This is a genomic window from Paenibacillus sp. FSL H3-0333 (assembly GCF_038002805.1).
GTDB lineage: Bacteria > Bacillota > Bacilli > Paenibacillales > Paenibacillaceae > Paenibacillus_AQ > Paenibacillus_AQ silagei.
Window position 1 is genome coordinate 5,344,396 of the sequence record NZ_JBBODG010000001.1, and the last position, 25,795, is coordinate 5,370,190.

Below are 25,795 nucleotides of genomic sequence, written 5' to 3' on the forward strand. Positions count from 1 at the left end.
AGTTGGTGGAACACCTTTGTAGAATACCTTTAATGATAGACTCCCGGCTGCTTTCCCGCCACCCTGCTCTGCATGTCTTTTTTTTACTCTTTTCGTTCCCTTTTTTACATGTAGGGGGATTACGGGGAAAGGGCTGGCAGGATTCTATGGCTCCCGCCTCAGCTTCCCTGTCTGTTCGCTCCAGGCAGGAACCCAGAGACGTAAAGAAAGGAACAAAAACAGTAAAAAAGCTTGATTTTATAGTAAGGGTCATTCACTTAACATTCTCGGTGAAGCGAAGCAGCAATGACAGGGAGGTTGCGGTGCCTATGCAGAGATAGCGGAGATAAGTGTTAGTGAATAGAGAATTGTTTCAAGTTCGCAGACCGTTCTATTAGGACAGGTATCCCCAAAAAACAAAAGAGGTGAGTATCTATTGAGGCTATATCTTAAGCGTTCACTGATATCTATACTGGCAATTCTGACCCTCCTGCCTTCCAGTTTGGCAAGCGCTTCCACAGCTCCGACCGCAGACCCGGTTCCTGTGGCAGATTCTGTATGGGTGACTGATTCGGAGTTAGTGACCGATCCGGTTACGGCACCTGACTCCGATGAAGTGCCTGCTTCCCCGGCAGAGCCGGATGCTGCTAAGGTGGCGGACGCTGCTGCATTGCCGGAGGCGGCTCCTGTTCAGGAGACTGCGCCAGATCAGCTCCAGTTGAAGACCGCTGCTGAGGCGGCCCCGCTGTTCCAGTGGAGCTTCCGCCAAGGACAGGTGCTTGACCGCACCACGGTGGTGAACAGCGTCTACCCCGATGCGGCCGCTGAACGTGCTGAGCTTAAGGGAGTAGCAGCCATTGTCTATGACGACCAGCGCGGAGACGTCCTCTCTTTACCCGGCGGCGGGAACGGTACTGCCTGGCTGAAGCTGCCCGATCAGCTCTACAGCAGGATCAAGGATGAACTGTCCATCTCCTTTTGGGCCAACATCGACTCTTCGGCTAACGCCTATAACCGTCTGCTGTCCTCCACAATTGCCGAGAAGGGGCTGACGAATGCCGGGGTAAGCGGCTGGCAGGACTCCGAGTTCATTATCATCGCCGGAGACGGCACATTCAGCAACCGGGTCTATACCGGCACGAACCCAAGCCAGATTGCCAGCTACAAAGGCGATATCGTCTGGAACCGTAACCCGGCCAAGGGCAAGTGGCAGCAGGTGACCGTCACTATGACCAGCAGCGGGGCCTATGAGGTATACCTGGACGGTGTTCCCGTTGGCACCAAAGGTCTGGATCAGAGCAAAAGCTCATCAGGAGCGACCATGTCCTCCGTTCTGGAGCATTTCTTCTCGCGTGATTATCTGAACGCGCTGAAATTCAACGATTTCGGCAGATCGCTCTATACCTCGGATGGAGATATCAAGGGGAGATTTGACGATCTGCGGATCTACAATGTCCAGTTAAATGCCACTCAGGTAAGCGCACTCTATGCGGCGACGAAGCATGAAGAGAACACTTCAGCCAAGCCGGCCAAAATCTCGGTCGATCTGGCAGACCGCTCGCTCGGACCTGTATTCCACGGCTCTTCCGGCGCACTGTATGCGATCAGCGAGCCGAATGTGCCGGATATCAATACACTGATTCCGATCAAGCCCTCGCATATCTCCCAGAAGCCGCCGAACGGCATCCAGCATCCGACCGGCGACGCGCTCCGGGTGTCGGACTATTTCTTCGAGGCCGGCGGGGAAGCTGTCAATATTGTCATGCAGGATTATTATCAGCATTGGTACTATCCGTCCAGAACGGCTGAAGAATATATCCAGGAGGCCGTCATTCCGATTACAACAGCTGTCAAGGCCTACAAGCAGCAATGGGAGGCCGCGAATCCGGGGCGGGATGCGGATGCCAGATTCATCTATATCCCGTTCAATGAGCCTGAGCAGAACAATACCCGTTATCCCCAGCTGCTGGCGGATAACCAGACAGGCAAGAATTCAAGAGCCGTATTCAACAGCGACTGGCTGGCGGTAACGAAGAAGATCAAAGAGATTGACCCCGGTGCAGTCATTTCCGGAGTGAATCTGACCCAATATGGAGCCAAGGTATTCGAGGATTTCATTCCCTACTGCGTAGAGAATGACTGTCTGCCTGACATTATCAGCTGGCATATGCTGTGGGACAAAGCCTTCAACCAGGCTCCCTCGAACGTAGCCACCTTCCGGACGGTGGAAGAGAGGTCCGTACAGCGCTATAAAGAGCTGTATCCGGACCGGACGGTTCCGTTCCCGATCAAGGTGGATATCAATGAGTATGCCGCAACCTCAGAGATTGCCGTAGGCGGCTCGCTGATTCATTACATTGCACGTTATGATGAGCTCAAGATGAACAGTATGCTGCCGTATTGGAACACGGCCAACTCCTACGGTTCCCTGCTCGCCGGGCAGAACGAGCCTAACGGAGCATGGTGGCTCTACAAGTGGTATGCCGACATGATGGGCGGCGATATGGCCAAGATAGAGGTCATCAACGCCAGACATGAGAATGACGCCTTCGGCCCCGGCTTGTATGGGCTAAGCTCCATTCAGGACAACAAAAAGCAGGTCAGTATCGCATTCGGAGGCACTCAAGGAGACGGCCAGATCGTGTTCAATAACGTGACCGGCAATGGGAGCAGCCCCTCCTTCCTCACAGAAGCAGAAGCCGTGCATATCACCGTATGGCACGCTGGATATACAGGTTTGACCGGATTTCTAGTAGAGCCTACCCAGATTCTCGACCGCGATTATCCCGTCAAGAACGGATCGGTCACTCTGGATGTCAATCTGAACGATTACACCTCGGCGTATTATGCAGTCATTACTCCGGCTGTAGATCATGCCCCGAAGGAGACTTTCTATCAGCGCTTCGAGGCTGAGAATGCGCAGGTGCGGACCAATGTGACCCTGACGGACCACTATCCGCGCAAGAGTACCGGACGCTCTGCCTCGAACGGCCAGTATGTCCAAGGTATCAAGGCTGCAGACAGCCTGGTGAAATGGACGGATGTTACGGTTCCGGCAGACGGGAGCTACCGTCTGGATCTGATTGGCGGCAGCGGCGCAACCTCCACCCTGCGCAATCAATCCAATACCGGAGATGCGAATCAGCGCATCAATTCCGAATGGTTCATCAAGATTGATGATCAGCCGGCAACGAAGGTGGTTCTGCGTGCGGATTACAACATGCAGCTGCTGGGAGGCAATACGATCTTTGCCGATCTGACACAAGGGACTCATTCCATCGGCATCAGCAAATACAACCCGGATACGGGAGAAGCAGGCCAGGGCGAATCCACCCTTGACGCGATGGAATTAACTTATAGCGGTGTGTTGGGCGCAGAGCCGAGCTACCGTGTTCAAGCGGAATTCGCCGACTATGATTCTGCGCTGGGATTATCCAGAGAGAGCAGCCTCGAAGGCTTCGAGGGTGCCGGATATGTGAGCGGTTACGGCAGCAGCCAGAATGCCAATACCCGCTTTGTGGTAAGTGTGCTGCAAGACGGCATGTATGATCTGCAGATCCGCTATGCGGCATCGGGCGCAGGCAAATTGCAAGTTCAACATGACCGCAAGCCGCTCGTAGATCTGCCTGTTACCGATACCGGCGGACAATGGCAGACCGCTACAGTACCAACCTTCTTACGCACAGGCATTAACCTGGTTGATGTGCGTTCCAGCGCTGCGCTTAGCCTGGATTATATTAACGCAGCCTTCGTCAGCCAGACTTCTGTATATTCCGTTGAGGCTGAGGCGGCAACGGTCGTAGGTACTCCGGCCGGCTCCGAGCTGCCGCTCATCCGCGAGGATGCCTTTGCCAAATACGCTTCCGGCGGCAAGTATGTGAACGGCATTACCTCCTTCGATGGAGCAGAGCGGTATCTGGAGCTTACTGACATCACGGTGTCCAAAGCAGGCACTTATAAGCTGGTCGTTACCTACGCGAACGGTGAGAGTGCGGGGACACATGCTTATAATAATGACGTTGTGGAAAGGTATGCACAGATCAGCGTCAACGGCGGCGAGCCGCAGACAGTCTACTTCAAGAACACCATTTCATGGCAGCAGTTCGCCACACAGACCTTTGATGTTGAACTGAAAGCTGGCACCAACAGCATCCGTTTCTCCAATAATAATACGTATGACGGCGGCTCCAACCCTTATGGAGGAACCGGGGCGCAAGGCTTTACTCCTTATACGGCAGTCCCGCGCCAATACGCGCCTGCGTTCGACCGGTTCGATATTTATGCGCGGCATACGCTTGCGACTGACGACGGTGGCGAACCTGGCGGCGGTGATCCCGGCGGTGGTGATCCCGGCGGCGGCGAACCTGGCGGCGGCAACAACGGCGGCGGTGATCCTGGTGGCGGCAATAACGGCGGCGGTGATCCTGGCGGCGGTAACAACGGCGGCGGCGATCCTGGCGGCGGTAACAACGGCGGCGGTGATCCTGGCGGCGGTAACAACGGCGGCGGTAACAACGACGGCGGCGAAACCGGCGGCGGCAATAATGCCGGGAGTGGCAATGGCGGTGGCACTACCGTTGGTTCGGTCACCCCTGTTCAGCCGGAAGCACCAAACGGCAGCGGCCATGTGACCGTCGAAGCAGAGGTTACAGGAACTACTGCCACAGCCACACTGGATGCGGAGAAAGTAAAAGCGGCAGACCAGATCACCGTCTCGTCTACGCTCGGCACCTTCCACTTCCCTGTCAAAGCGGTTGATACCGCAGCTTGGGGACAGCAATTGGGAACCGGGGACTGGAAGCTTAAGGTCAGTATGACGGTCCTGCCGGAACAGCGGCAGCAAGAGATCCTTCAGGCTGTCCTGGCAGCCCAGGGCAAATTAATCAGACCTGCTATTGAATACACGGTAACAGCTGAAGCCAATGGGCGTACAGTGGAGATTCCGGGGTTCAAGGGAAGCTATTCCCGGGGCACTCTGCAGCTTGACAATCCGGCGGACAGCCGGAATACAACCGTGGTCCGGATCGAGAAGGACGGAAGCTTCACCTTCGTCCCGGCGGTCTTCAACGGCACTGGTGTAACGTTCTATAGTCCGAGCAACGGCACGTTTGCAGTGATTTCAAGCAACAAGACATTTGAGGATATCAAGGGGCACTGGGCACAGCTATCCGTCGAAAAGCTGGCCTCAAAGTACATCCTCACCGGCTTAACGGACAGCAAATTCGCACCGAACGCTACCACAACGCGCGCGGAATTCGCAGCGATGATGGTTCGTGCGCTGGGCTATTCCTCCTCCGGTTCGGCAGATGTTTCGTTTAAGGATACCCCCTCCGGCGCATGGTACACCGGAAGTGTCGGAACAGCCGCTGAGCTGGGTCTGGTGCAGGGCGGAACGGACAATAATTTCCGGCCGAACGACATCATTACCCGCCAGGAGATGACCATTATTCTGGTTAAGGCGATGGCCCTTGCAGGCTCGCCGCTCCCAGCTTCAGAGCTTCAGCCTGCAGCCTTCAAGGATGCAGACAAGATTGCGGGCTGGGCGCAGCAGGATGTGGCCAAGGCGGTTCAGGCAGGCCTGATCACCGGGACACCGGCCGGGCAATTCCAGCCGGGACAATCCGCAACCCGTGCGGAGGCGGCAACCGTCATCCTCCGCTTGCTGTCACAAGCGCAATTAATGAACTAAGCTATGCGCTTAAGCACCATGAAAATCAAGCAGAGCAGCGATTCTCCAATAACAGGAGAATCGCTGCTCTGCTGTTTTTGGTTTATGGAGGCTTGACAAATTGAAAGAGGGCAGTCTTAACCAACTATTACAACTCTTTGGAAAATCGCAGTGTGCCTAAAAGTACCTTTATCTTTATTATTGGAGCAAGGTATGTTAGAAATGGATTAGAACAATACTCTAGTTATTCAGAGTGGATTGATGTTAAGGTAGTAGCATATAGCTCGCCCCATAGCGGCCTGTAGCAGACTTTCACCGTCAAGTTTCATCCATGAGGACGCTCTTAAAAGTGAATTGGAGGTGCGATTAATGAAACTAATTCGTTTAATGAAATCATTCCGATTTTGGTTAGTTTTAATTTCATTTGTTGCTATTGTTGTAAATATTTCAGGGAAGGACGACTATAACATCCTGTTGACCATGACTAGTCCGTTGGTCTGGATATACGAATCATCTCATTTTGTACGAAAAACAGACATTCCAATAGCAGTAATCTATCTCACAACATTAGCTTTCTGGTATCTTGTTGGTTTCATTTTAGATCGACTGTTACAAAAAATAAGGAACAACAAATCCTAGGATAAAGGGGTGTCCCACGCAGCCATTACATGGCTTACGGGACACCCCCTGCTGTTTCGGCTTACTCCACCTTGCTAAGGTACACTTCAAACGCGGACAGGGTCGGGCACCACCGTGATTTATCTATGGTCAGGCGGATATGCCTTGCCGTAACCTCCTGGAATTTGAGAATACGCTTATGTCCGACAACTGTGCATTCACTAAATTGTCTCCAGGTATCTCCGTCCAGGTATTCCAGATGAAGCTGTTCTATCCGCTGCCCCGACCGGATATGCTCCTTGAGCACGACAGTATCGAAGGATTGCTCCGCCTTCAGATCAATCTCAATGGTAGCCTGCTCCGTACCTTCCTGGGGGCACCAGAACGTATCTTTATTCCCGTCTAATACTCGGCTGGCAGCATTGTTCTCCGACATTGTCTCCGTTGCGGTGGCCCGGGCTCCCACAGCCAGATTATGCTCGAAGGTGGATCTGATCACGCTTCCCAGCTCGGCCATCCGCCGGGCGTCATTCTCATGAATGAGACCACGCTTGTCGGGCGGAAGATTGAGGAGGAATGTCGAGTTCCCGCCAACCGACTTATCATAGATGTCCAGCAGCTCTTCGAGGCTGCGGACCTGGTCGTCCTCAGCAGCGTGGTAGAACCAGCCGGGCCGGATCGAGGTATTCACTTCCGCCGGATACCAGACGAGTTCCTTCCCGGCAATGGCTTCCCGACTGCCCAGATTCTCATCGCGGGAGTTGCTCCGTCTCGCGAATTCACCGTCGTCCACATGCTGTGACTCTTCCTGGATTTTCTCGCAATCCTGCAGCTCTGCCGGAACGACACTCCACTCGGATTCCCTGGTATGGCCGGCCTCATTGCCGCACCAGCGGACGTCCGGACCGCATACGGAGATCACCGCGCCCGGCTGCAGCTCCCGGATCACCTCATAATATCCGTCCCAGTCATAGACCTGCTTCAAGCCATTCGGACCTTCACCGCATGCACCGTCGAACCAGACGCAGAAGATGTCCCCGTACCCGGTTAACAGCTCACGTAATTGATCCTTGAGATATTCGTTATACTCCGAAGTCCCGTACCGGCTGTCATGGCGGTCCCACGGAGACAAGTACACCCCGAATTTCAGTCCTCCCTCACGGCAGGCATCCGCTACCTCCTGTACCATATCGCCTTGGCCATCACGCCATGGACTGTGCTTCACGGAATGCCCGGAATGGCTGCTGGGCCAGAGACAGAACCCGTCATGATGCTTGCAGGTCAGGATCAGGCCTCTCATTCCCGCCGATTTACACACCTCCACCCACTGTTTGGCATCAAATTCTTCGGGATTGAAGATTGCCGGTGCTTCGTCGCCGAGCCCCCATTCCTTATCGGTGAACGTATTGATTCCAAAATGTATAAATGAATAGAATTCCAGCTCCTGCCAGGCCAGCTGCCGTGGAGAAGGTACTACTTGCGCTGCGTTCCTGATATTATCATTCATCCCTATGCTCCCCTTTGATAGTAGTTTAGTACGTTACCAGCTCTACCTCATAAGCGCCCAAAGTCAGCGAATCCGCGAAGCGGCTGCCGGACAGCAGCCCGGATGCCTCCCTCTCCAGCTGTATGGTCTGCTCTATACCGGTGGTGTTCACACAGAGTAAAGAGCCGTCTTCCAGGCGGCGTGCGACAACGCCAGAAGGGGTAACCGGGCCTTTCTCAATACCGAGTGCCGGGTACAGCATATCCAGCAGTGGACCAAGAAAATCAGCATCCGCCGGTATCGCGACATAGATCGCCTCTCCCTTGCCATAACGGTTCCGCGTGACTGCGGGCGACTTCTCGAGTGTATTCGTGAACGAAGCCACAGTCTCGGCCGTGCGGGCTTCCAGTATTTCGTAATAGTCAATAGCAGGCTGATTTTCCTGCTCCCCAAGCAGAATAGCCGGTTTTTCCCGTTCCAGATGAAGCTCTGTCTTCTCAAGACCTCCGGCATTCTCCGCAGGCGTATGGCTTCTGGTTCTCATGAAGGCTCCGCTGCGGATGCCGAAGACATCGCTTAGCCCGCCGGGCATCGGGGTGTCGAACACGCGGTTATGCTCATTGACCTTCGCAGAATACGCCGTCATCACAGCGGTGCCACCTGCCTCAACGAAGGTGCGAATGGCGGCCGCTGAGGCTGCATCCATGACGGCATGTCCCGGCACGATCAGGATGCTGTAATCCTTCTGCATATTGCGCAGATTCACAATATTGCAGTCCAGATTGGCCCGCTCAATAGCCTCATAGGCCTCCAGGACTTGCCGGGTATAATCGGTCTTGTAGAAACTCCGGTTGCCGTCCATCACCTTCAAGCTTTCGTAGGAGTAAGCGATGGCGATCTGCGGAGAGGTCTGTCTGGGAAGCCCGCGTTCCTGCAGCAGCTTGAATTCCTCCGCGATTTGTTTGAACTCCTCATACTTCCAGCCCGGCGTCCCGTCATGATCCACCAGACCGAATACATACTGCTCCTCGCCGCCCAGCATCGTCCGCCAGGTCCATGCACAGACAGCCTGAGCCCTGTGAACAAGCGAGAGATAGGCATACATTCTCATGGCCAGGCGCGGGGATGCGTAGCCTCCGAAGTCGCCAGTCTGGAATTCAAGGCACCAGATGGGCTGGTCAAGCTCGCCAATGCGGTGATCCATGAAGAAGCAGGCGGCGGTCAAGGCCCGTCTGTCCTCAGGATTGGTGCCGGGGTAGAACCCGATACCGGGGAGATCAATGATCTCCTCATATTGCTTCAGATAATCGAACCCGTAGCCGGGATTCTCTGACCAGTGATTCGTAGATTCTCTGGCTTCAGGCGCGAACTGCCTGACAATCCGGCTCAGACCCTGCATATAGGCCAGAACTTCATCGGAATAAAAACGCCACATATCCAGCACCCGTTCCGGCGCACCTTGAATCTGGCCGGAGACCGGAAGCACGACATCGTGGAAGCTGCTCAATTTACGGGACCAGCGCTGGGTAGTCCACGCCTGGTTCAGCTGTTCTACCGTCTCATACTTGCCTTTCAGCCAAGCTTCAAAGCGGTCCCTGGCTTCTCTGGAATAAGAAGGCGCTCCTGAGCCCAGCTCGTTGCACAGCCCGAAGGCATACAGGGCCGGATGGTCCCGGTACTTGCATACCAGTACCTCGGCGAACTTATACGCGTATTCCTGAAAAGCCGGATGGCCGATATCCTCCATATAGCGTGTTTGCGCTTCCATGCGGATGCCGTTCGTATCGGTCCGGTCAATCGCCGGATACTTCTTGTGGAGCCATGTCGGAGCCGGGCGGGTTGCGATATCCAGCACGACCTGTATACCCGCCTCGTGAAACAGATCCATGACTTCATCGAACCATTCAAACGTAAAGTTTCCTTCAGAGGGCTCAAAGCTGTCCCAGCACAAATGCCCCAGCCGGACAACGTTAAAGGATGCTGCCCGCATCCATTCAATATCTTGTGCCCATCTCTCCCGGGGCCAGTCATGCGGATGGTAATTCGCTCCTGCATACAACAATCCAATCACCGCCATATAAAAATAGTAAAATACACAAACTATATTAAATGCTTCATTGATAATATGAAATATAATAAATTAATCAATACATATAATAAAATGAAAGTAAATTCGAACGGCCAATATATTTGCATGAATCTCGCAATATTGTTATTTATGCCTCGGTCCCCTGAGCGATATACTAAACAGCATCACATACAGGGAGGTCAATACATGAAGAGAAGGTTTGCGAAGCAGGCGTCTATCGCCCTTGTGGCCGGAGTCATGCTGACAGCTGTTGCCGGCTGCAGTGCGGTCTCTGATCCGGGTCAGGCTGCACAGGGGGATCAGGGAAATACCGGGCAACAAGAGGCTACGATTACCTTAGGCCGTGTGGTCGGCTCCGACAACAAATTCAAGAACGGGGAAACCATCGAGAACAATGTCCACACCAAATGGGCTAAGGAGAAATTCGGCATTGACTTCAAGGTGGATTGGACCGTGGGAACAGGAGATGCCTACACCACCAAGCTCCGTCTACTCCTCAATTCAAACGAGAAGCTGCCGGATGTCTTCACCCTGAACGATCCGACGCTTGAGAATCAGGTCGTTGATTCCGGCAAGGTGATGGATATCGACGAGGCCTTTGACAAGTACGCTTCGCAGCGGCTTAAGGATCTGTATGCCCAGTACCCTGAAATATGGAATACGGTTACTTATGACGGCAAGCATTACGGCCTGCCCACCTTCAATGCCAACAGCTCTTTCAGCGTGCTCTGGATTCGCCAGGATTGGCTGGATACGTTAGGTCTGCAAGCGCCCAAGACTATCGCGGATATGGAAGCTGTAATGGATGCGTTCGTCAACCGCGACCCTGACGGCAATGGCATCAAGGACACCCTCGGATTATCCCTGTCGCTCAAAAAAGGCGTTACCGCCGTGAAGGACACCTTCATGGTATCCAGCGATTTCCTGTTCGGACAAGCCGCTATCCCTACGTATTGGACAGAGGGTGCGGACGGCAAGCTTCAGTACGGATCTGTTCAGCCTACAGTCAAGGAAGGACTGATTAAGCTTAGCGAATGGATGAATAAAGGCTATCTGGATAAAGACGCCGGGATTATGGATGAAGCCAAGGCGGCGGAGAGCTTTGTTCAGGGCAAATCCGGCATGGTCTTCGGCCCGACCTGGATGGCTTCCTATCCGTTCAGTGCGGATATGACCTTTGATTATGTTCCGGTTCCCATTCCTGCAGGCATTGACGGCAAAATGGGCTTTGGCAGTGAACCGCAATCCTCCGTCCGCTTCTATTTCAACAAGGATTTCAAATATATGGAGGCCTTCTTCAACTATCTGGACGCCATCATGGGACCCGGCTTCTACGATCCTTCCTCTGAGCTAGCCAACGGCTGGGCTGAGGGCTACGACTATGTCATCGTGGACGGCAAACCGGTCTATGACCAGGACAAAATCCCGGGCGGATGGATTGATGTGAAGAAATACACCATCTACGGCAACGACATTCAGACTCCCAAAAAGGAGCTGGAGGTCATGGCCAAGCTCGGCCAGGGAAAAACACCTGAGACCCCTTACGAAATGTATTTCTCAGCCAGACCGAAGAAATGGGCAGAGGCTGCCGCCGTACTGCAGACTTACATTGACGAAGCCTCCGTTTTCGATAAATACACCGGACCTCCAACAGCAACCATGGCCCAAAAGGGGGAGCTGCTCCGCAAAATGGAAAGCGAAGCCTTCCTGAAAATTATTTACGGGCAAGAATCGCCGGATTCGTTCGACAGCTTCGTGGAGAAATGGAAGTCCTCCGGCGGAGATGATATTACCAAAGAGGTGAACGAGTGGTATCAGGCGCTTAACCAATAGAAGACTTTTGCCAAATGAACCTATAGAGGAGTTGTCCGGATGATGGAATGGAAGAAGAGCAAGACGCGATTTACTCGCCAGCTACCTCTTCATTTGCTCATACTGCCATCTGTAATCTGTTTGCTGATCTTCAATTATGCGCCTATGGCGGGGCTGTTGATGGCTTTTCAGGACTTCAAGCCCCGGCTTGGGTTCCTGCATTCACCATGGGTTGGCTTCGAGCATTTTCAATATATGTTTACTTATCCTGACAGTGTACAGGTCATTTATAACACCCTGCTCATCGCTTCGCTTAAGATTACGGCCAACATTATAGTCCCGATCCTCTTTGCCTTGCTGCTGAATGAGGTTCGCGCCCTGCTATTCAAACGGTTCGTGCAGACCCTCGTGTATCTCCCGCATTTCCTGTCCTGGGTGATTCTGGGCGGGATTCTGACGGATATCCTCGGCAATAAAGGCATCGTCAATCACCTGCTGACGCTCCTTGGCGCCGATACTGTATTTTTCCTTGGAGACGGAACCTGGTTTCGGATCACCGTAGTGGTCAGTGATGTCTGGAAGGAGTTCGGCTTCGCCGCAATTATCTATCTCGCCGCCATGAGCGGCATCAATATGTCGCTGTATGAAGCCGCCGAGATCGACGGCGCAACCCGGTTCAAGCAGACGCTCCATGTCACCTTGCCGGCGCTGGTTCCCGTTATCCTGGTTGTGGGCACGCTCGCGCTGGGCAATATCCTGAATGCGGGCTTCGACCAGATCTTCAACCTGTACAACCCGCTGGTCTACCGTGAAGGGGATATTATAGATACCTTTGTATATAGGGTAGGTCTCATGAACGGCTCCTTCAGCTTCGCGACCGCCGTCGGCTTATTCAAATCGGTCATCAGCTTCATCCTGATCGTTACGGCTTACCGGCTGGCCTACCGGTTCGGAAATTATCGCATCTTTTGAGTAAAGGCAGGCGGAATCTATGTATCGGAAAACAATCTCTTACCGCTGGTTTACAGTGCTCAACACTGTGCTTCTTGCAGTCCTGGCTATATTATGTATTCTTCCCCTTGTGCACGTAGCGGCCGTATCCTTCAGTTCCAGCGCGGCGGCTACGGCTAATCAGGTGTTTTTCTGGCCGGTCGGCTTCACGGCTGAAGCCTACTCCAGAACGCTTACGAATCCCTTGTTTCTGCGTTCCCTAATTCTATCTGTGGAAAGAACGCTCGCCGGAACCCTGCTGTCTATGGCATTGACCGTTACCGCCGCTTATACCCTTTCGCGCTCATTTTACGGCAGAAGCTTCTACTCCTGGTTTTTTGTCTTTACCATGCTGTTCAACGGCGGCCTGATTCCAACCTATCTGCTGATCACGCAGCTTCATTTAACCAACACGCTGTGGGTCCTGATTCTGCCGTCTGCGGTGAACGTGTTCAATACCATTCTGATGATGCAATTCTTCCGCGCCATTCCCAAAGAGCTGGAGGAGGCGGCAAGCATTGACGGGGCAGGCTATCTGAGGTCTCTGATCACGATCTATCTTCCCTTGTCGCTTCCCTCCCTGGCCACCTTATCCTTGTTCTCGATGGTCTGGCATTGGAACTCATGGTTTGACGGGCTGATCTATATGACTGATTACCGGCAGTATCCGCTGGCGACATTTCTGCAGACGATCATTCAGAGCGGCGACATGCGCAACACGAACATTGACCCCAGTCAGCTGAAAATTCTGTCGGAACGCACGGTGCGTTCTGCGCAAATCCTGATAGGAGCATTGCCGATCCTGCTCGTCTATCCGTTCCTGCAGAGGTTCTTCGTACAAGGGTTGACGATGGGCGCGGTTAAAGAATAAGATAAGCACAAAACTTAGGAGTCAGAAGCAGATGGGCAACAAGGAACGCAGTCTCTTCTCCAAGCTGGTCGGCTCGCTGGTTATATTGTTACTGCCGGTTCTGATCTTGTCGGTCTATTCGAACAGAGTCAATGAGAACGTGATTACCAGCCAAATCAAACAATCAGGCATCAGCCGGTTATCTACCTTAGCCACACAGATGGACAATATTATTACTCAGCTGGAGACCTTCACCTACCTCCTGATCCGTGATCCGAACGTCATTGAATTTCAGGACCTGTCCTTGCTGAATTCCAGCTACTACGAACAAATTAGCCGCAAAAAGCTCATTCAGGATAAGCTGTATCTGCAAAGCGCCTCGACGGAATGGATCAATGAAATCACGGTCTATTCGCCGCGTTCAGGGCAGACCATATCTACGGTCAACGGAACCTCCTATGATCTGGAACGTCTTCAGCGGCTGAGCAAGGACAACTGGACTTTCATTATGGATGACGATCATGGAAATAAACAGGGCACGGTCATCCACTTGACCTTTGAGCCCTACCAGTCCAGCAGCGGCATCGCCAGAGCCAATTCGATCATTGAAATCAGCTTTCACATGAACAACGTAATCCGGATGCTGGAGCAGTTTCAATCGCAGGGAATTGGGGAAGCGCTTTTTTATAAACCTGATGACATCTTCTTATCCACGCCCTCTTGCCCGCCTGAGCTTCTCCAGGAGGCTGTATCCGTCTTGAAGCGGACGCAGCTGGCGCATGAGGGCAATATTACTCTGGATGTCAGCGGAACTTCCTATCTTCTGTCTTATTCCGATGTGCAGGTGCTGGACGGGTATGTGGTTAACCTTGTGCCTTTATCCGAGATTCTGACGCCACTTAGGGTGACCAACCGGTTCGCCTATCTGGTCCTCGGACTGATCCTCATCGTAGGCATTGCCTTATCGTGGCTGCTGTACCGCAATGTTCAGGTCCCGCTGCGCGCTCTGGTCAGAGGGGTGCAGCTCATCAAGATGGGACAATACAAGACCAGAATTCCGCTTCAGGCGAACAACGAGTTCCGGCTCATTGTATCGAGATTCAATGACATGTCGGCGCAAATCCAGCAGCTGATCGAGAATGTGCTGGAGCAGCAGCTGCTCACGCATGAAGCTGAGCTGAAGCAGCTGCAATCACAGATTAATCCCCATTTTCTGTATAACAGCCTGTCCTACGTGATCAGCATGACCAAGCTGGAACGTAAGGATGCCGTGCTGCAAATGGCTTATCACCTGTCCGATTATTACCGTTATACGACCCGGGTGGAGAATCAGGCGGTGAGGCTGGCGGATGAACTGAAGAATGCTGCCGATTACCTCAGCATCCACCGGATGCGGATGAGCCGCATCCGCTACAGCATCGAGGTGGCGGACCTCATGCGGGACCTTGAAGTTCCCCGGCTGATTCTCCAGCCGATTGTCGAGAACGCGCTGATTCACGGGATTGAAGCCCTGGAGGGCGTTGGAGTAGTAACGATTACCGGGAGCCTGGACAGCAACGGGTATTCATTGATTGTAGACGACAACGGTGGCTCCATGACCACCGTCCGGCTTCAGGAGCTACAGAAGCTGCTCACGAACCGGTATGGCGAACGGTCGGAAGCCTGCGGCCTGCTGAATGTGCACCGGCGGCTCCAGCTCCGGTACGGAGCGGATTCAGGGGTGAGGCTGTCGGTCAATGCGGCATCTGGACTGCGGGTAGAGCTGTACTGGACAGAGAAGGCGGTGGAGGATGAAGCTGTTAATCGTGGATGATGAAGAGCACTTAGTGGAGAGCATGACCGCAAGCATTGCCTGGGAGACGGCTGGCATTACCAGCGTATTCTCAGCCTATTCCGGCAAGCAGGCTTTGGAGCTGATGGGGAAGCATGCCGCGGACATCGTGGTGACCGATGTCCGTATGCCCGGCATGAACGGCATTGAGCTGATCCGGGCGGTCAAGCAGAATTGGCCTCAGACGGTCTGTATTCTGCTTACCGGCCATGCAGAATTTGAATATGCGCAGCAGGGGCTGAAAGCTAGGGCGGCTCATTATTTCCTCAAGCCTGTGAAGGATGAGGAGCTGCTCGCTGCCGTCTTTGAAGCGGCCTGTGGGCTGCAGGCCGAGCGGGAGCAGATGAACGCCTATGTGCAGTCCCAGGCGATGGTTCACCGCAATCTGCCTATCCTGCGCTCCAACCTGCTGAACCATCTGATCCAGGGACGCATGTGGACTGAACGCAAATTGACAGAGCAGCTCCAGTTATACGGCCTTCCAATCGGATTAGGTGATACGATCTCCCTGATTCTGATCCGCATCGAGGACCCGCAGAAGCGCTACGATCCGTCCGATATGTCACTCCCGGGCTTCGCCGTTACCAATATTGTGGAGGAGCTGGTGTCCCAGCACTTCAAAAGCTGGAGCTGCGAGGATGTATACGGCCATCTTCTGTTCATTGTGAATGGCGGCGGGGATGCAAGGGGACGTCAACTGGAGCAGACCGCGGATGAGATGAGGCAGATTGTCAGCCGGTTGCTGCATCTGACGATCTCGGTCATTCTCTCCCCTTCCGGGACCTTTCCTGCCAGTGTGGAGGAGCTGTATCAGCGCTGCGTCGCCACGGTCCGCTCGCAGATCGGCTACGACAACGACTTCGTCGTCCAGCTCGGCGGTCATCATGTCAAACCGGCCTCCCTGGTGGTCGCTTCCCTCTACTCGCCTCCCTTGTTCCCGCATCTGCTTGAGGCCGGGAACTGGGAGGCGGCAAGAGAGAAGCTGCATGTGGTGTTGCAGGAATGGGGCACGAAGTATAGCGGCTCGTATGAGCATTTATCGGAGATTGTTTACGCCTTGAAGTCCGCGTTCTCCTACTTTGTGCATAAGAACGGCGGTCTGCTGACAGACTACCGCCTGCATACGCCGCTTGATATCAGGAGCATCGGAGAACTGGAATATTGGGCAACGGGCTTGCTGGACAGGCTGCAGCATGAGATGAACACCGAGCTGTCCGCCTCCCGTCACTCCGTTGTCGCGCAGATTCATCAATTCGTGCAGGAGCATCTGTCGGAGGATGTCTCCCTTCAGGCTATCGCCGAATATGTGTATATGCATCCAACCCATGTATCCAAGGTCTTCAAGCGGGAGACGGGAGAGAACCTGTCCGATTACCTGCTGCGGCTGCGGATGGAGAAGGCTGTATTCTTGCTGAAGGACAGTAAATACAGAGTTTATGAAGTAGCGAACCGCCTGGGATACAAGAACCCCACGTATTTCATCAAAGTCTTCAAGGAGCATTTTGGCGTCACCCCCCAGGAATTCAGGGAGAGCACGCTTCTCTAATTACGCTCCTGGTAATTCCGGGCCAAAAAGCCCACCAAAGAGGCAATCGCCTTGACGGTGAGCTTTTTGTCGTTCTATATATGCGAAAAACCCCCTACCGGCAAGCACGCGGTCCGCAGCAGTCTGTCCGCTGCTGTCTTCTGGTGTCTGCCAATAGAGGGTAATGCAAGGGTATAACTAACGGAACAGCACGCATTTCCCCGATTCCCTGAAATACTTGATCAGCCGCTCTATCGGCTCGCGCCCGCATTTGAGCTGCTCGCCAAGACAGTCAATACACAGGAAATCCTGGGCATTGCGCGTGACCAGCTTCAGGTAAATCGCCACATCATCCGTCATCAGAGGGACCCCGCATTGTCTGCAGGTTCTGTTCATGCTCATACGCTTCTCTTCTTTCTTATCTCTAGACCAATCAGACCAATTTCGCCCGCACGATCAGACAGTCATGGGCTGGAACGACCGGAGCGAACCGTTCTCTGAACACCCCAAGCTCCTTGTGCTCCCAGCAGTCATACAGGGACAGCGATTTGCCGGAGGCATACGGAAGCCCGAAATCCCAGAATTGCAGCGACATCTCTCTTTGACCATCACTCAGATTGAAGAATCCGATCGCGAGGTCACCGTCTGCTAATACTTTTACCAGCATGAATACTTCATTGGTATGGAACCACTGCGGCTCAGGCTTAATGCGGTAAGCTCCGCGGCCCTCGATATCCTGGTTGATGGCAATCAGATCCGGGTTCAGCAGAATGTTCTTGGTCGCTTCGTTGGCCTTGCGGATGTCACTGCCGACCATCAGCGGAGAGCCCAGCAGGCTCCACAGCGAGAAGTGCGTCTTGTACTCCACATCCGTGCAGCCGCCGATCTGGCTGCCGATGAAGTCGCTGTTGCTGCCCCCGTACATGCCGACTACCAGCATATCCAGATCGTTATGGCAGTAGGCCCCGGTGTAGGCGGCTTTATCAAGCTGTGACAGCGACAGCGTCTTGATCGATTCCCAGCTGTCCTGGATATCGCCGGTGGAACGGTACATATGCGCGCCGGATTCACGAATCCACTGGTAGACGTTATCTTCACCCCAGTTACATGCGGAGAAAAGAATGTCTCTTCCGCAGTTCTTAAGTGCGAGACTCATCCGCTTGTACAGCAGCTCCCCCGACATATGTCTGGGTTTGAAGCAGTAGTCATACTTCAGGAAATCTACACCCCATTCCGCCAGCGATGCGGCATCCTGGAATTCATGCTCGAAGCTGCCCGGATACCCGGCGCAGGTATGCGTTCCCACACAAGAGTACATGCCGAACTTCAGTCCCTTGGAGTGAATATAATCTGCAACCGCCTTCATTCCGTTCGGGAATTTGTCCGGGTCAGCCACCAGCTTGCCATCCTTGTCCCGTTCCTTCAGGCTCCAGCAGTCGTCAATGACAATGTATTCGTACCCTGCATCCTTATAACCGTCCGCCACCAGCGTATCGGCCGCTTCCCGGATCAATTGCTCGTTGATATCCCAAGTAAACGTGTTCCATGAATTCCATCCCATCGGCGGCGTTAAGCCAAGCTGTTGCTGTTTGTCCATGATTCGTATTCATCCTTTCGCATTATGACAGGAATTGATCCCTGGGCAAATGCTGTATTATTTATGTATTTAATCACACCTAATCCTTGTAATCTATAGCTTGACGTTGCTTTCATATGGATGGATGTTGCTTTTCTTATATAAGGAGTGAGAGAGTCGAAGGTGTAAAGAGCTTGGTTTGTTTTATGCGGATTGTGATGCTTGTGGGCGCATATGCATCAACTTCGACGGGAGTGGGCGGGTAGGCTGGTTGAAAAATCACACCTTCTCTGGCCCTGCCGCAAGCAAAACTACTTGTGTCATCTTCTCTCTCGGAAATAGGTGGACAAAGGTATCTTAATTTGCTGGATTCTCAGGATTAGGCGGGAGCAAGTGGATAAAGAGCATCTAATGGGTTTGATTTCGTCACTTTAGTGGAAATGCGCAAAATTAAGTGTTGTTTATCCAACCATTGCCGTAGGAGGGATGGCGTAAAGTAAGTTGTGTACCAAGATTTGGAGCCTAGTCAGGCACCAAAAAAGTAGGGTATCCTCGGGATTGCGAAACCACCAAGGAGGAACCCTACCAATGAATATTTTACCCGAAAGTTCTCTGAATAATCTATTTGAAAAACTTGTTAAAGATTTTGTGAAAGACAACATGGAACGCCTGTTGCGCGCCGAAATCCAGGGGTTTATGGAGAGTGAAGAAGCCGGCGCCAGCAATAGTCGCAATGGCTACTATACGCGAGACTTACACACGAAATATGGCCATATCGAGGATCTTCAGGTGCCCCGGGACCGCCAAAGCCTTTTCCAGACGCAGATGTTTGAGCCGTACCAGCGGCGGGACGGATGGTTAGAAGAGGCCGTCATCCAAATGTATAAATCGGGCATGGGTACGCGGGATGTGGCCCGGTTCATTGAAAGTATGTTTGGCAGCCACTACTCCCCCACCACGGTCAGCAATATTACGGCTACAGTGCTGGACGATATCCACCAGTGGCAAAAGCGGCCACTGAGCAAACGGTACTCTGTGATCTATTTAGATGGGCTGTACGTGAAGCTGAAACGGGGCACGGTTCGTGGTGAAGTGGTCTACTTTGCGATGGGAATTGACGAGGAGGGACAGCGTCAAATTCTCGGGTTCTACGTGGGTGGCCAAGAGAGTTCGAATGGCTGGCGGGAGGTACTCAAAGACCTGTACGACCGCGGAGCGCAGGAAGTCCTGCTGGGTGTGTTTGACGGACTGCCGGGGCTGGATGCGGCGTTTAAAGAGACCTATCCTCAGGCGGATGTACAGCATTGCGTAGTGCACAAAGTGCGGGCCACGTTCCATAAAATCCGGTTGGAGCACAAAACCGATGTCATGGAGGCGTTGAAAACCATATATACGGCACCGGATGAAGTGGTAGCCCGGGCTAACTTTGATACGGTCAAAGCGAAGTGGAACAAGCTGTATCCGAAGGAAATGAGGTCCTGGGAGGAACAGTTATCCACACTCCTGACGTTCTACAACTATCCGCTGTCGATCCGTAAAGCGATCTACACGTCGAACCCCATCGAGCGGATGAACAAGGAAATCCGCAAGCGTCTGAAACCGATGAACAGTCTGACAAACATGGATGCCGCAGAGAAAATCGTGTACCTGGAGATGCTGGAATACAATGAACGTCATGCAGGGCGGGTCGCCCAAGGCTTTGGAGTGGATGCCGTTAAAAAGAAGCTAAAAGTGCTATTCGAAACACGCTACCCCTCTTTGCCCACACCGGAAGAGGCGTAACAGAGAAATCCAGTTTCTGGGGGTCGGGGTTCCCCCTTCCCCCAGAAACACTACATCCCAACCCGTAACCCGGGGGAGGCACTTCTACTCTTTTACACAAACTTCTTGACGCTACCGTAGGAGGAGCCTTTTGTTCACCAGTAAGTGTATAAAAGGCAACTGTTTCCCTCCACACCTTTGCGCCCGAACCTCCAGCCTTCGCACCCGTCCTCCACACCTCCTCGCCCGCCCCCTTTCCCCTGCTTCATCACGCAAAAAGCCCCCTTCCCCCCGCGCGGCAATCCGGTACTGTCCCGGACCGCCCTGCAGATGGAGAAGGGGGCTCTTACCATAAAGCTCTAGTTCACCTGGACCAGCTTCCACTGCTGATGCAGATCGCCGCGGTAGAGGTTCTGCTGGAGCTTCGCGCCGTCTGCGGTGGAGGCTCCTGTGACTTCCACTGCCTTGTTACTGTTCACATTTAGAATGCTCCAGTAGCCGTTGCTCAGCTTGATGAGCCGGAACTGCTGGGCGGTGTTGTTCAAATCCTGCATCAGCTGGATGGCTTCGCCGTTATTCTTCGTGCCGTTACGCACATCCATCACCTTATTGTCGGAAGAATTCACGCTGCGCAGCCGGTAAATATTATTGTACGTGCCCATATCCGTAACCGTCCATTGCTGAGCCAGCGCGGTGTTCTCCGGCCACTGCTGGAGCTGAAGAGAGTTCGTATTCTGCCCGTTCGGAACGTCAATCGCTTTGCCTGACGCCCGGTTGATCAGCTTATATTTCGCATTGTTGGTGACCCCGTTCCACACCCCGTTCCAGGGGTTGAACTGTGCCCGCTCGTAGTACCATTCGAAGATAAAGCGCGCCATGCCGTCCCGGGTGGCGTTGCCGTCATAGAGCAGCCCGCCGTCCGGATCGGCGAAGGAGCTTTTGGGACCGGGATCGAGCAGGAAGCCGTTCATATGGACGGCAATGCTGACATTGCCGGCGGCGGTGAAAATCGCTTTGGTATTCTTGCCGAAGCCTGCATTCGTACCGTTGAACAGATCCCAATATGCGGAGTCGCCCGGCTGGTTCTTGAACCAGGTCGTTTCAGTAATATTGATCGGGTAAGCATCGGCAGCAGGCTTGATGCTGCTATCCCAGATCTGCTGAAGCGAGTTGAAATTGTCATAAGCGCCGTAGCCCGGATACCAGTGAACGGCATAGCCGTAATTATTCAGCGGGTCGGTCAGCGGACTCGATGCCGTCAGCTGATAATGCTGATCCCAGCCGAGTCCAGAAGCCCAGATTACATTGTCCGCGCCCTTGCTGCGGATCGTGGAGATCATGGAGTTCTGGAAGTTCTTCAGCGAATTCCAGAACGCTGCGAAGTTAGGCTGGGAGGGATTGCCGCCCCATTGTCCGTTCACATCGCTCAGCACCGGCTCGTTGACCAGCTCGAACATGACATTATCCGCGCTCTTGAGTCCCGGCTGGGAGGCCAGGTAACCCCAGATCTGATTGAACTTGTCCAGATTGGCCTGGGTGGTCGCCTTATTGTCCAGCAGGGTGAAGTCCAGCCCCAGCGTGACATACAGCCCCTTGGTCTTCGCATACTCCACATAGGGAATGATCAGATTCTGGGTAGCTGCCTGAAGGCCCGCGAAGTTATACGTTCCTGCCGCGACATCACCCATATCCTCCCGGTCGATGAACAGGCGGACCTGATTCGAGTACCAGCCGTGGTTGTTGCCGTATTTGCCGGAGGTGCTGGTGAAGGTATCCGTGATCTCCTTCAGGTACTCCAGAGTGGCCTTATGCCGGTTCCCGCCGTTGCGGTTCAGATAATAATTGCTGTTCTGATACGTCCAGTAAGCCCCGGTAGGCTGATGCCAGCCGCTTAGCAGCACAGGCTGCCCGCTGCTGTTCACCAGCTGATTGCCGCTTACATGCAGCTTGGGAACAGGCGAACCCTCCCAAGCGTTTGCAGTGCCGCCGCCGGACTGCATCGGCGTCAGCAGCAGGGCCAGCATCACCAGCAGCTTCATGGATAAGCTTAACTTCCTTTTTCTCACAGATACCCATCTCCTTCTCATTTCGTAAAATCGGCTGATGCCGTCTTAATGAAAGCGAATACATCTGAATTGTACTCTGCGGGGAGACGGGCTGAAACCTGTGTGATTATAGTTGATAGACTTACAAATTATAGTTGATAGACTCAGATTATAAATTTACATGCAGAGACTCCCTGTATTCCTGGGGGGTCATTCCCGTCATTTTTTTGAAGAACCGGGTGAAGGAATGGTGGGCCTCATAACCGACATACAGCGCCACATCGCGGATTTTGAGCGTTTCATTTCCCAGCAGCTCCTTCGCCTTGACAGCCCGGCATTGATCAATGTACTCAGACAGGTTAATACCCTGCTCCTGCTTGAAGAAGCGGGACAGGTACGACGGATTGAAATAATGCAGCTCGGCCAGCCGCACCAGAGACAGGTCTTCGCCCAAATGGCTGTGGATATAATCGCAGATCCGTTCAATAACCTCCGAGGAGCGTTCCTTCTCGGCTGTGCTTCTCTGCTCGAAGAGATCGGAGGCCAGCCTCTCCAGATAATAGATGCCCTCCCCCAGGGAAGAATGCTCGTCCAGCCGCATCAGCTTGCCATATTCATTGACAAGGCTGTAGAGCTCCGAGCGGTTCAGATGGGACAGCAGCACAAGGGCAACTGTATAATACAGCTCGGCGGCTTCTTCCACGGAGACGCCCGAATGAATGCCTTCCCGGATCTCCTCCAGCGTCTCAGCGAACCGCTCCCGCCGTCCGGCATCCAGATGGGCCGCAAGATTCTCCACCCGCTGTTGGAGCCGGACCCCGGTCTCACGGACTGCGTCAGACTCCGGCGGACCGCTGCGGTCAATCTGCACCATGGAGATGCCGTCCCCGATCTTCATCTGCTGCAGCCGGTGAAGCCGCTCGTAATGGCGGCCGGTCTCTGTCCAGGCACAGGCCGAGCCACTGACCGTAAAAGCAACCGGCAGGCCCAGCGTCTGCCGGCAGGACTCCTGGATCATCTCCAGCGTCCCCTCCAGATACCGCGCGAAATTCACGCCGAAGGCAGCCCCGGCATTGTGCAGAGGCTGCAGCAGCCACAGGAGATCCCCGTGCCTGTCAAGCACCCAGGCATGCCGGGTCATCTCCGCCAGATGGGAATTCCAGATCAGCCGGGAAGAGGTCAGAAGCTCACGCCGGTCCATGTAAGAGATGCCCTCCGGGTATGTAAGCCGTCCAAGAACGAGCATGACCGGGGTATCAGCATTAAGGCTGATACCCAGCTTGCTGAAGTCTGAACGTAACGCATCCGTATCCTTACACAAGGCCTGGCTGTCCTGAAGCAGATGGCGGAGATAATCGCCCTGCGCCGCCGTCTCCATGGAATCGCGCTGCTCCCTGGACTGCTCCAGCAGCTCGCTTAGCATATTGCCCTGCTCAATCTCTTGCAGCACCTCCTGGACCGTCTCAATAATCTTGTCGAAGCCCTCGGTCTTCAGCAGATAACGGGCCCCGGGAAGCTGCAGCGCACTATAGGCATAATCGAATTCACTGTAGCCGGTCAGAAAAACAATCCGCGACCGCGGCCAAAACTCCCGGATTTGCTCAGACATCTCCAGCCCGCTCATGCCGGGCATGCGGATATCGGTCAGCACAATATCGATCCGGGTGCGCGAGAGCCACTCCAGGGCCGCTTTGGCCGAATAGACCTTGTAGACATCAAGCTTGTCCGGAAGCAGCTGGTTGAACGCCTCGTATAAGCCGTCTGTTATTATCTCTTCATCATCAACGATCAATAGTCTGTACAAGACCTTCACCTCCCGTCAGCCTAATCCGGATCTCGACCCGGAGGCCGCTTAACATACTTCTGTCCAGGAACAGGCCGCTGCCTTCCCCGTAGATTAATTGGATACGCCGGTGGATATTGCTCATGCCGGTGACTTCATGCGTTCCGCCGTTCTGATTCAGCCGCCTTCTCAGGGTCTCGATCCGTTCATCGGTCAGCCCGCTTCCGTTATCCTCAACAATAATGCGAATCTCCCGTTCCTCCTGTTCAAAAGAAACCCGCAGCTCCCCATCCTCCGCCTGCTTCTCCAGACAATGCTCATAGGCATTCTCGATAATCGGCTGGAGAATCAGACGCGGAACCCGCAGCTCCTCCATGTCTTCCGGCAGCTCATCGAATTGAACCTGAATGCGCCTGGAGAAGCGCATCTTCTGGATCTCCGTATACATCCGGGAATGGCGCGTCTCCTCCGCAAGCCGGACATTATCCTCTCCGTTACGGGTGATGAACCGGAAATATTCGCCCAGCATGCCGGAGAATTCCTCAATCCGGGAGCTGTCCCCCTGCTTCGCCAGGGCGCTGAGAATGAAGAAGCTGTTATAGAGGAAATGCGGATTGATCTGTGACTGGAGCTGCTTCAGCTCCGCCCGCTGCATCATCAGCTTCTGGGTGTAATCCTGGTCAATCAGCATCCGCAGCCGGCTGAGCATCTGGTTGAACCGGAGATACAGATAGCCGAATTCATCCTTGCGGCCATGGTCAATCTGAATATCCAGCGAGCCGCTCTCCATCCGTTTGAAGCTGCGGATCAGCACAAGCAGCGGCTTCTGGACGAACTTATAGGTCGCGTAGGAATAGATCAGCACCGCCAGGAAGGACGCCGCCGCGAACAGCCAGGCCCAGACCACGAACTTGGTCAGCGGCCGCTTGACCGCCTTCTCCGGCAAATAGGTGGCCACAGCCATCCCCAGCTTGTCCGAGGTGAAGCTGTCAATATGATACCGTATTCCGTCCAGCTCCCAGTTGTACAGATTCCCCTCATCGATCGCCTGGTGATAGCTCTCAATCAGCTCCGGCGAGCTGTTCTCCGTACCGAGCGCATAATCCGTCAGCCGCGAGACCAGCAGCGAGCCGCTCTCTTCGTACGCGTTAATCGCCCGGAGCGAATCCTTCAGCTTCTCGTTGTCCAGCTCAATCTGCACGATGAAGAGCGGAGGCTCATTCCTCCTGCCGCTGGATTGGGTAACGCTTAGCTCCAGGAAGTTGTTCCAGTTGATCAGCCGGCCTTCTTTTCTGAGATCGACGGACCGGAAGAAATTGAACTTGCTGCTGTCAAAATCATCGATGCCGTTCATCGCGGACAGCGTTTTATTAATGGTACGGATATGAACGAACACATCGCCGATGTAGGCGCTGCTGTTCTTCAGGGAGGTGAGCCGCTGCGTGATGTAGTTCAGGCTCTCCCGCTTTTGAACATCGTCCATGTAATTCCAGGTCACGGCAATCTTGTTCAGCTCGGTATCCTGGGCAAGATCATACTGCTGGATCTCCATCCACTCCACCTCGCGGTTCAGGTCCTCCAGATAATAGGTTAACTGCGACAGGGTCGCTCTGGACAGGTCCTGACTTGCATTCCTGTAGCTCCAGTTGTAGAGGTAGAGTCCAAGCAGCAGAATCGGCAGAATAATAGCGAGATAAGTGACAACCATCCGGATAAAAATAGTGTGGCGCATCGACACCGCAGGAAACTTAAGCACGTGCACCGCCTCCACTCGTCTGCTCA

The 25,795-nt window shown here is 53.8% G+C and carries 14 protein-coding genes; 7 read left to right on the plus strand and 7 right to left on the minus strand.

Features of this window, described 5'->3' with window-relative positions; all coding sequences use genetic code 11:
• Nucleotides 1-415: 415 nt before the first annotated feature.
• Entirely contained in the window at nt 416-5,668 is a 5,253-nt protein-coding gene (locus MHH78_RS23955) for an S-layer homology domain-containing protein (protein WP_341169043.1), read from the plus strand.
• Between the two features lie 679 nt (nt 5,669-6,347).
• On the opposite strand, the gene MHH78_RS23960 is transcribed toward MHH78_RS23955, so the two are convergent.
• Together MHH78_RS23960 and MHH78_RS23965 are read right to left on the minus strand one after the other, a co-directional pair.
• Nucleotides 6,348-7,772 carry an alpha-L-fucosidase gene (locus tag MHH78_RS23960; protein WP_341169044.1) on the minus strand — a complete coding sequence of 475 codons (1,425 nt, stop codon included), beginning with the start codon at nt 7,770-7,772 and terminating at the stop codon, nt 6,348-6,350.
• Nucleotides 7,773-7,797: 25 nt separating this feature from the next.
• Nucleotides 7,798-9,813: a beta-galactosidase gene (locus MHH78_RS23965; RefSeq protein ID WP_341169045.1), complete on the minus strand. Its 2,016-nt coding sequence runs from the start codon at nt 9,811-9,813 to the stop codon at nt 7,798-7,800.
• Nucleotides 9,814-10,026: 213 nt separating this feature from the next.
• Between MHH78_RS23965 and MHH78_RS23970 the strand changes: the two genes are divergently transcribed.
• Genes MHH78_RS23970 through MHH78_RS23990 form a run of 5 tightly spaced genes read left to right on the plus strand, consistent with a single transcriptional unit; the run spans nt 10,027 to nt 16,869 of the window.
• A complete protein-coding gene (locus MHH78_RS23970; RefSeq protein WP_341169046.1) occupies nt 10,027-11,673 on the plus strand; it encodes an extracellular solute-binding protein in 1,647 nt (548 codons plus the stop codon).
• Between the two features lie 39 nt (nt 11,674-11,712).
• Entirely contained in the window at nt 11,713-12,624 is a 912-nt protein-coding gene (locus MHH78_RS23975; protein ID WP_340941714.1) for an ABC transporter permease, read from the plus strand.
• A gap of 19 nt (nt 12,625-12,643) precedes the next feature.
• Entirely contained in the window at nt 12,644-13,513 is an 870-nt protein-coding gene (locus MHH78_RS23980) for a carbohydrate ABC transporter permease (protein ID WP_076073683.1), read from the plus strand.
• 31 nt (nt 13,514-13,544) lie between these two features.
• Nucleotides 13,545-15,305, plus strand: a complete 1,761-nt coding sequence (locus MHH78_RS23985) for a sensor histidine kinase (protein ID WP_341169047.1) — start codon at nt 13,545-13,547, stop codon at nt 15,303-15,305.
• Nucleotides 15,283-16,869, plus strand: a complete 1,587-nt coding sequence (locus MHH78_RS23990; protein ID WP_341169048.1) for a response regulator — start codon at nt 15,283-15,285, stop codon at nt 16,867-16,869. The genes MHH78_RS23985 and MHH78_RS23990 overlap by 23 nt, the downstream gene beginning before the upstream one ends.
• Before the next feature lie 177 nt (nt 16,870-17,046).
• Here MHH78_RS23990 and MHH78_RS23995 read toward each other — a convergent pair whose 3' ends face one another.
• A complete protein-coding gene (locus MHH78_RS23995) occupies nt 17,047-17,250 on the minus strand; it encodes a hypothetical protein (RefSeq protein ID WP_036724896.1) in 204 nt (67 codons plus the stop codon).
• A gap of 31 nt (nt 17,251-17,281) precedes the next feature.
• On the minus strand, nt 17,282-18,445 hold the full coding sequence (locus tag MHH78_RS24000) for a glycoside hydrolase family 27 protein (protein ID WP_341169049.1): 1,164 nt from the start codon (nt 18,443-18,445) through the stop codon (nt 17,282-17,284).
• Nucleotides 18,446-19,012: 567 nt separating this feature from the next.
• Here MHH78_RS24000 and MHH78_RS24005 point away from each other — a divergent pair.
• Nucleotides 19,013-20,206 carry an IS256 family transposase gene (locus MHH78_RS24005; RefSeq protein ID WP_341166367.1) on the plus strand — a complete coding sequence of 398 codons (1,194 nt, stop codon included), beginning with the start codon at nt 19,013-19,015 and terminating at the stop codon, nt 20,204-20,206.
• A gap of 338 nt (nt 20,207-20,544) precedes the next feature.
• Here the strand turns inward: MHH78_RS24005 and MHH78_RS24010 are convergent, their stop codons facing one another.
• The 3 genes from MHH78_RS24010 to MHH78_RS24020 form a co-directional block, all read right to left on the minus strand.
• The gene (locus tag MHH78_RS24010; protein WP_341169050.1) at nt 20,545-22,251 is read right to left on the minus strand and encodes an RICIN domain-containing protein; all 1,707 of its coding nucleotides are present in this window, start codon (nt 22,249-22,251) and stop codon (nt 20,545-20,547) included.
• Nucleotides 22,252-22,399: 148 nt separating this feature from the next.
• On the minus strand, nt 22,400-24,034 hold the full coding sequence (locus MHH78_RS24015; protein WP_341169051.1) for a response regulator: 1,635 nt from the start codon (nt 24,032-24,034) through the stop codon (nt 22,400-22,402).
• Complete coding sequence (locus MHH78_RS24020) at nt 24,012-25,769, minus strand: sensor histidine kinase (protein ID WP_076073670.1); 1,758 nt, start codon at nt 25,767-25,769, stop codon at nt 24,012-24,014. Before MHH78_RS24020 ends, MHH78_RS24015 begins: the two co-directional genes overlap by 23 nt.
• Nucleotides 25,770-25,795: the final 26 nt, after the last annotated feature.

Excerpts from the sequence above, each read along its gene's own strand:
- MHH78_RS23960 (WP_341169044.1), bottom strand. The coding sequence starts at position 7,772 with ATGAATGATAATATCAGGAACGCAGCGCAAGTAGTACCTTCTCCACGG.
- MHH78_RS23970 (WP_341169046.1), top strand. The coding sequence starts at position 10,027 with ATGAAGAGAAGGTTTGCGAAGCAGGCGTCTATCGCCCTTGTGGCCGGA.
- MHH78_RS23975 (WP_340941714.1), top strand. The coding sequence starts at position 11,713 with ATGATGGAATGGAAGAAGAGCAAGACGCGATTTACTCGCCAGCTACCT.
- MHH78_RS23980 (WP_076073683.1), top strand. The coding sequence starts at position 12,644 with ATGTATCGGAAAACAATCTCTTACCGCTGGTTTACAGTGCTCAACACT.
- MHH78_RS23985 (WP_341169047.1), top strand. The coding sequence starts at position 13,545 with ATGGGCAACAAGGAACGCAGTCTCTTCTCCAAGCTGGTCGGCTCGCTG.
- MHH78_RS23990 (WP_341169048.1), top strand. The coding sequence starts at position 15,283 with ATGAAGCTGTTAATCGTGGATGATGAAGAGCACTTAGTGGAGAGCATG.
- MHH78_RS23995 (WP_036724896.1), bottom strand. The coding sequence starts at position 17,250 with ATGAGCATGAACAGAACCTGCAGACAATGCGGGGTCCCTCTGATGACG.
- MHH78_RS24000 (WP_341169049.1), bottom strand. The coding sequence starts at position 18,445 with ATGGACAAACAGCAACAGCTTGGCTTAACGCCGCCGATGGGATGGAAT.
- MHH78_RS24005 (WP_341166367.1), top strand. The coding sequence starts at position 19,013 with ATGAATATTTTACCCGAAAGTTCTCTGAATAATCTATTTGAAAAACTT.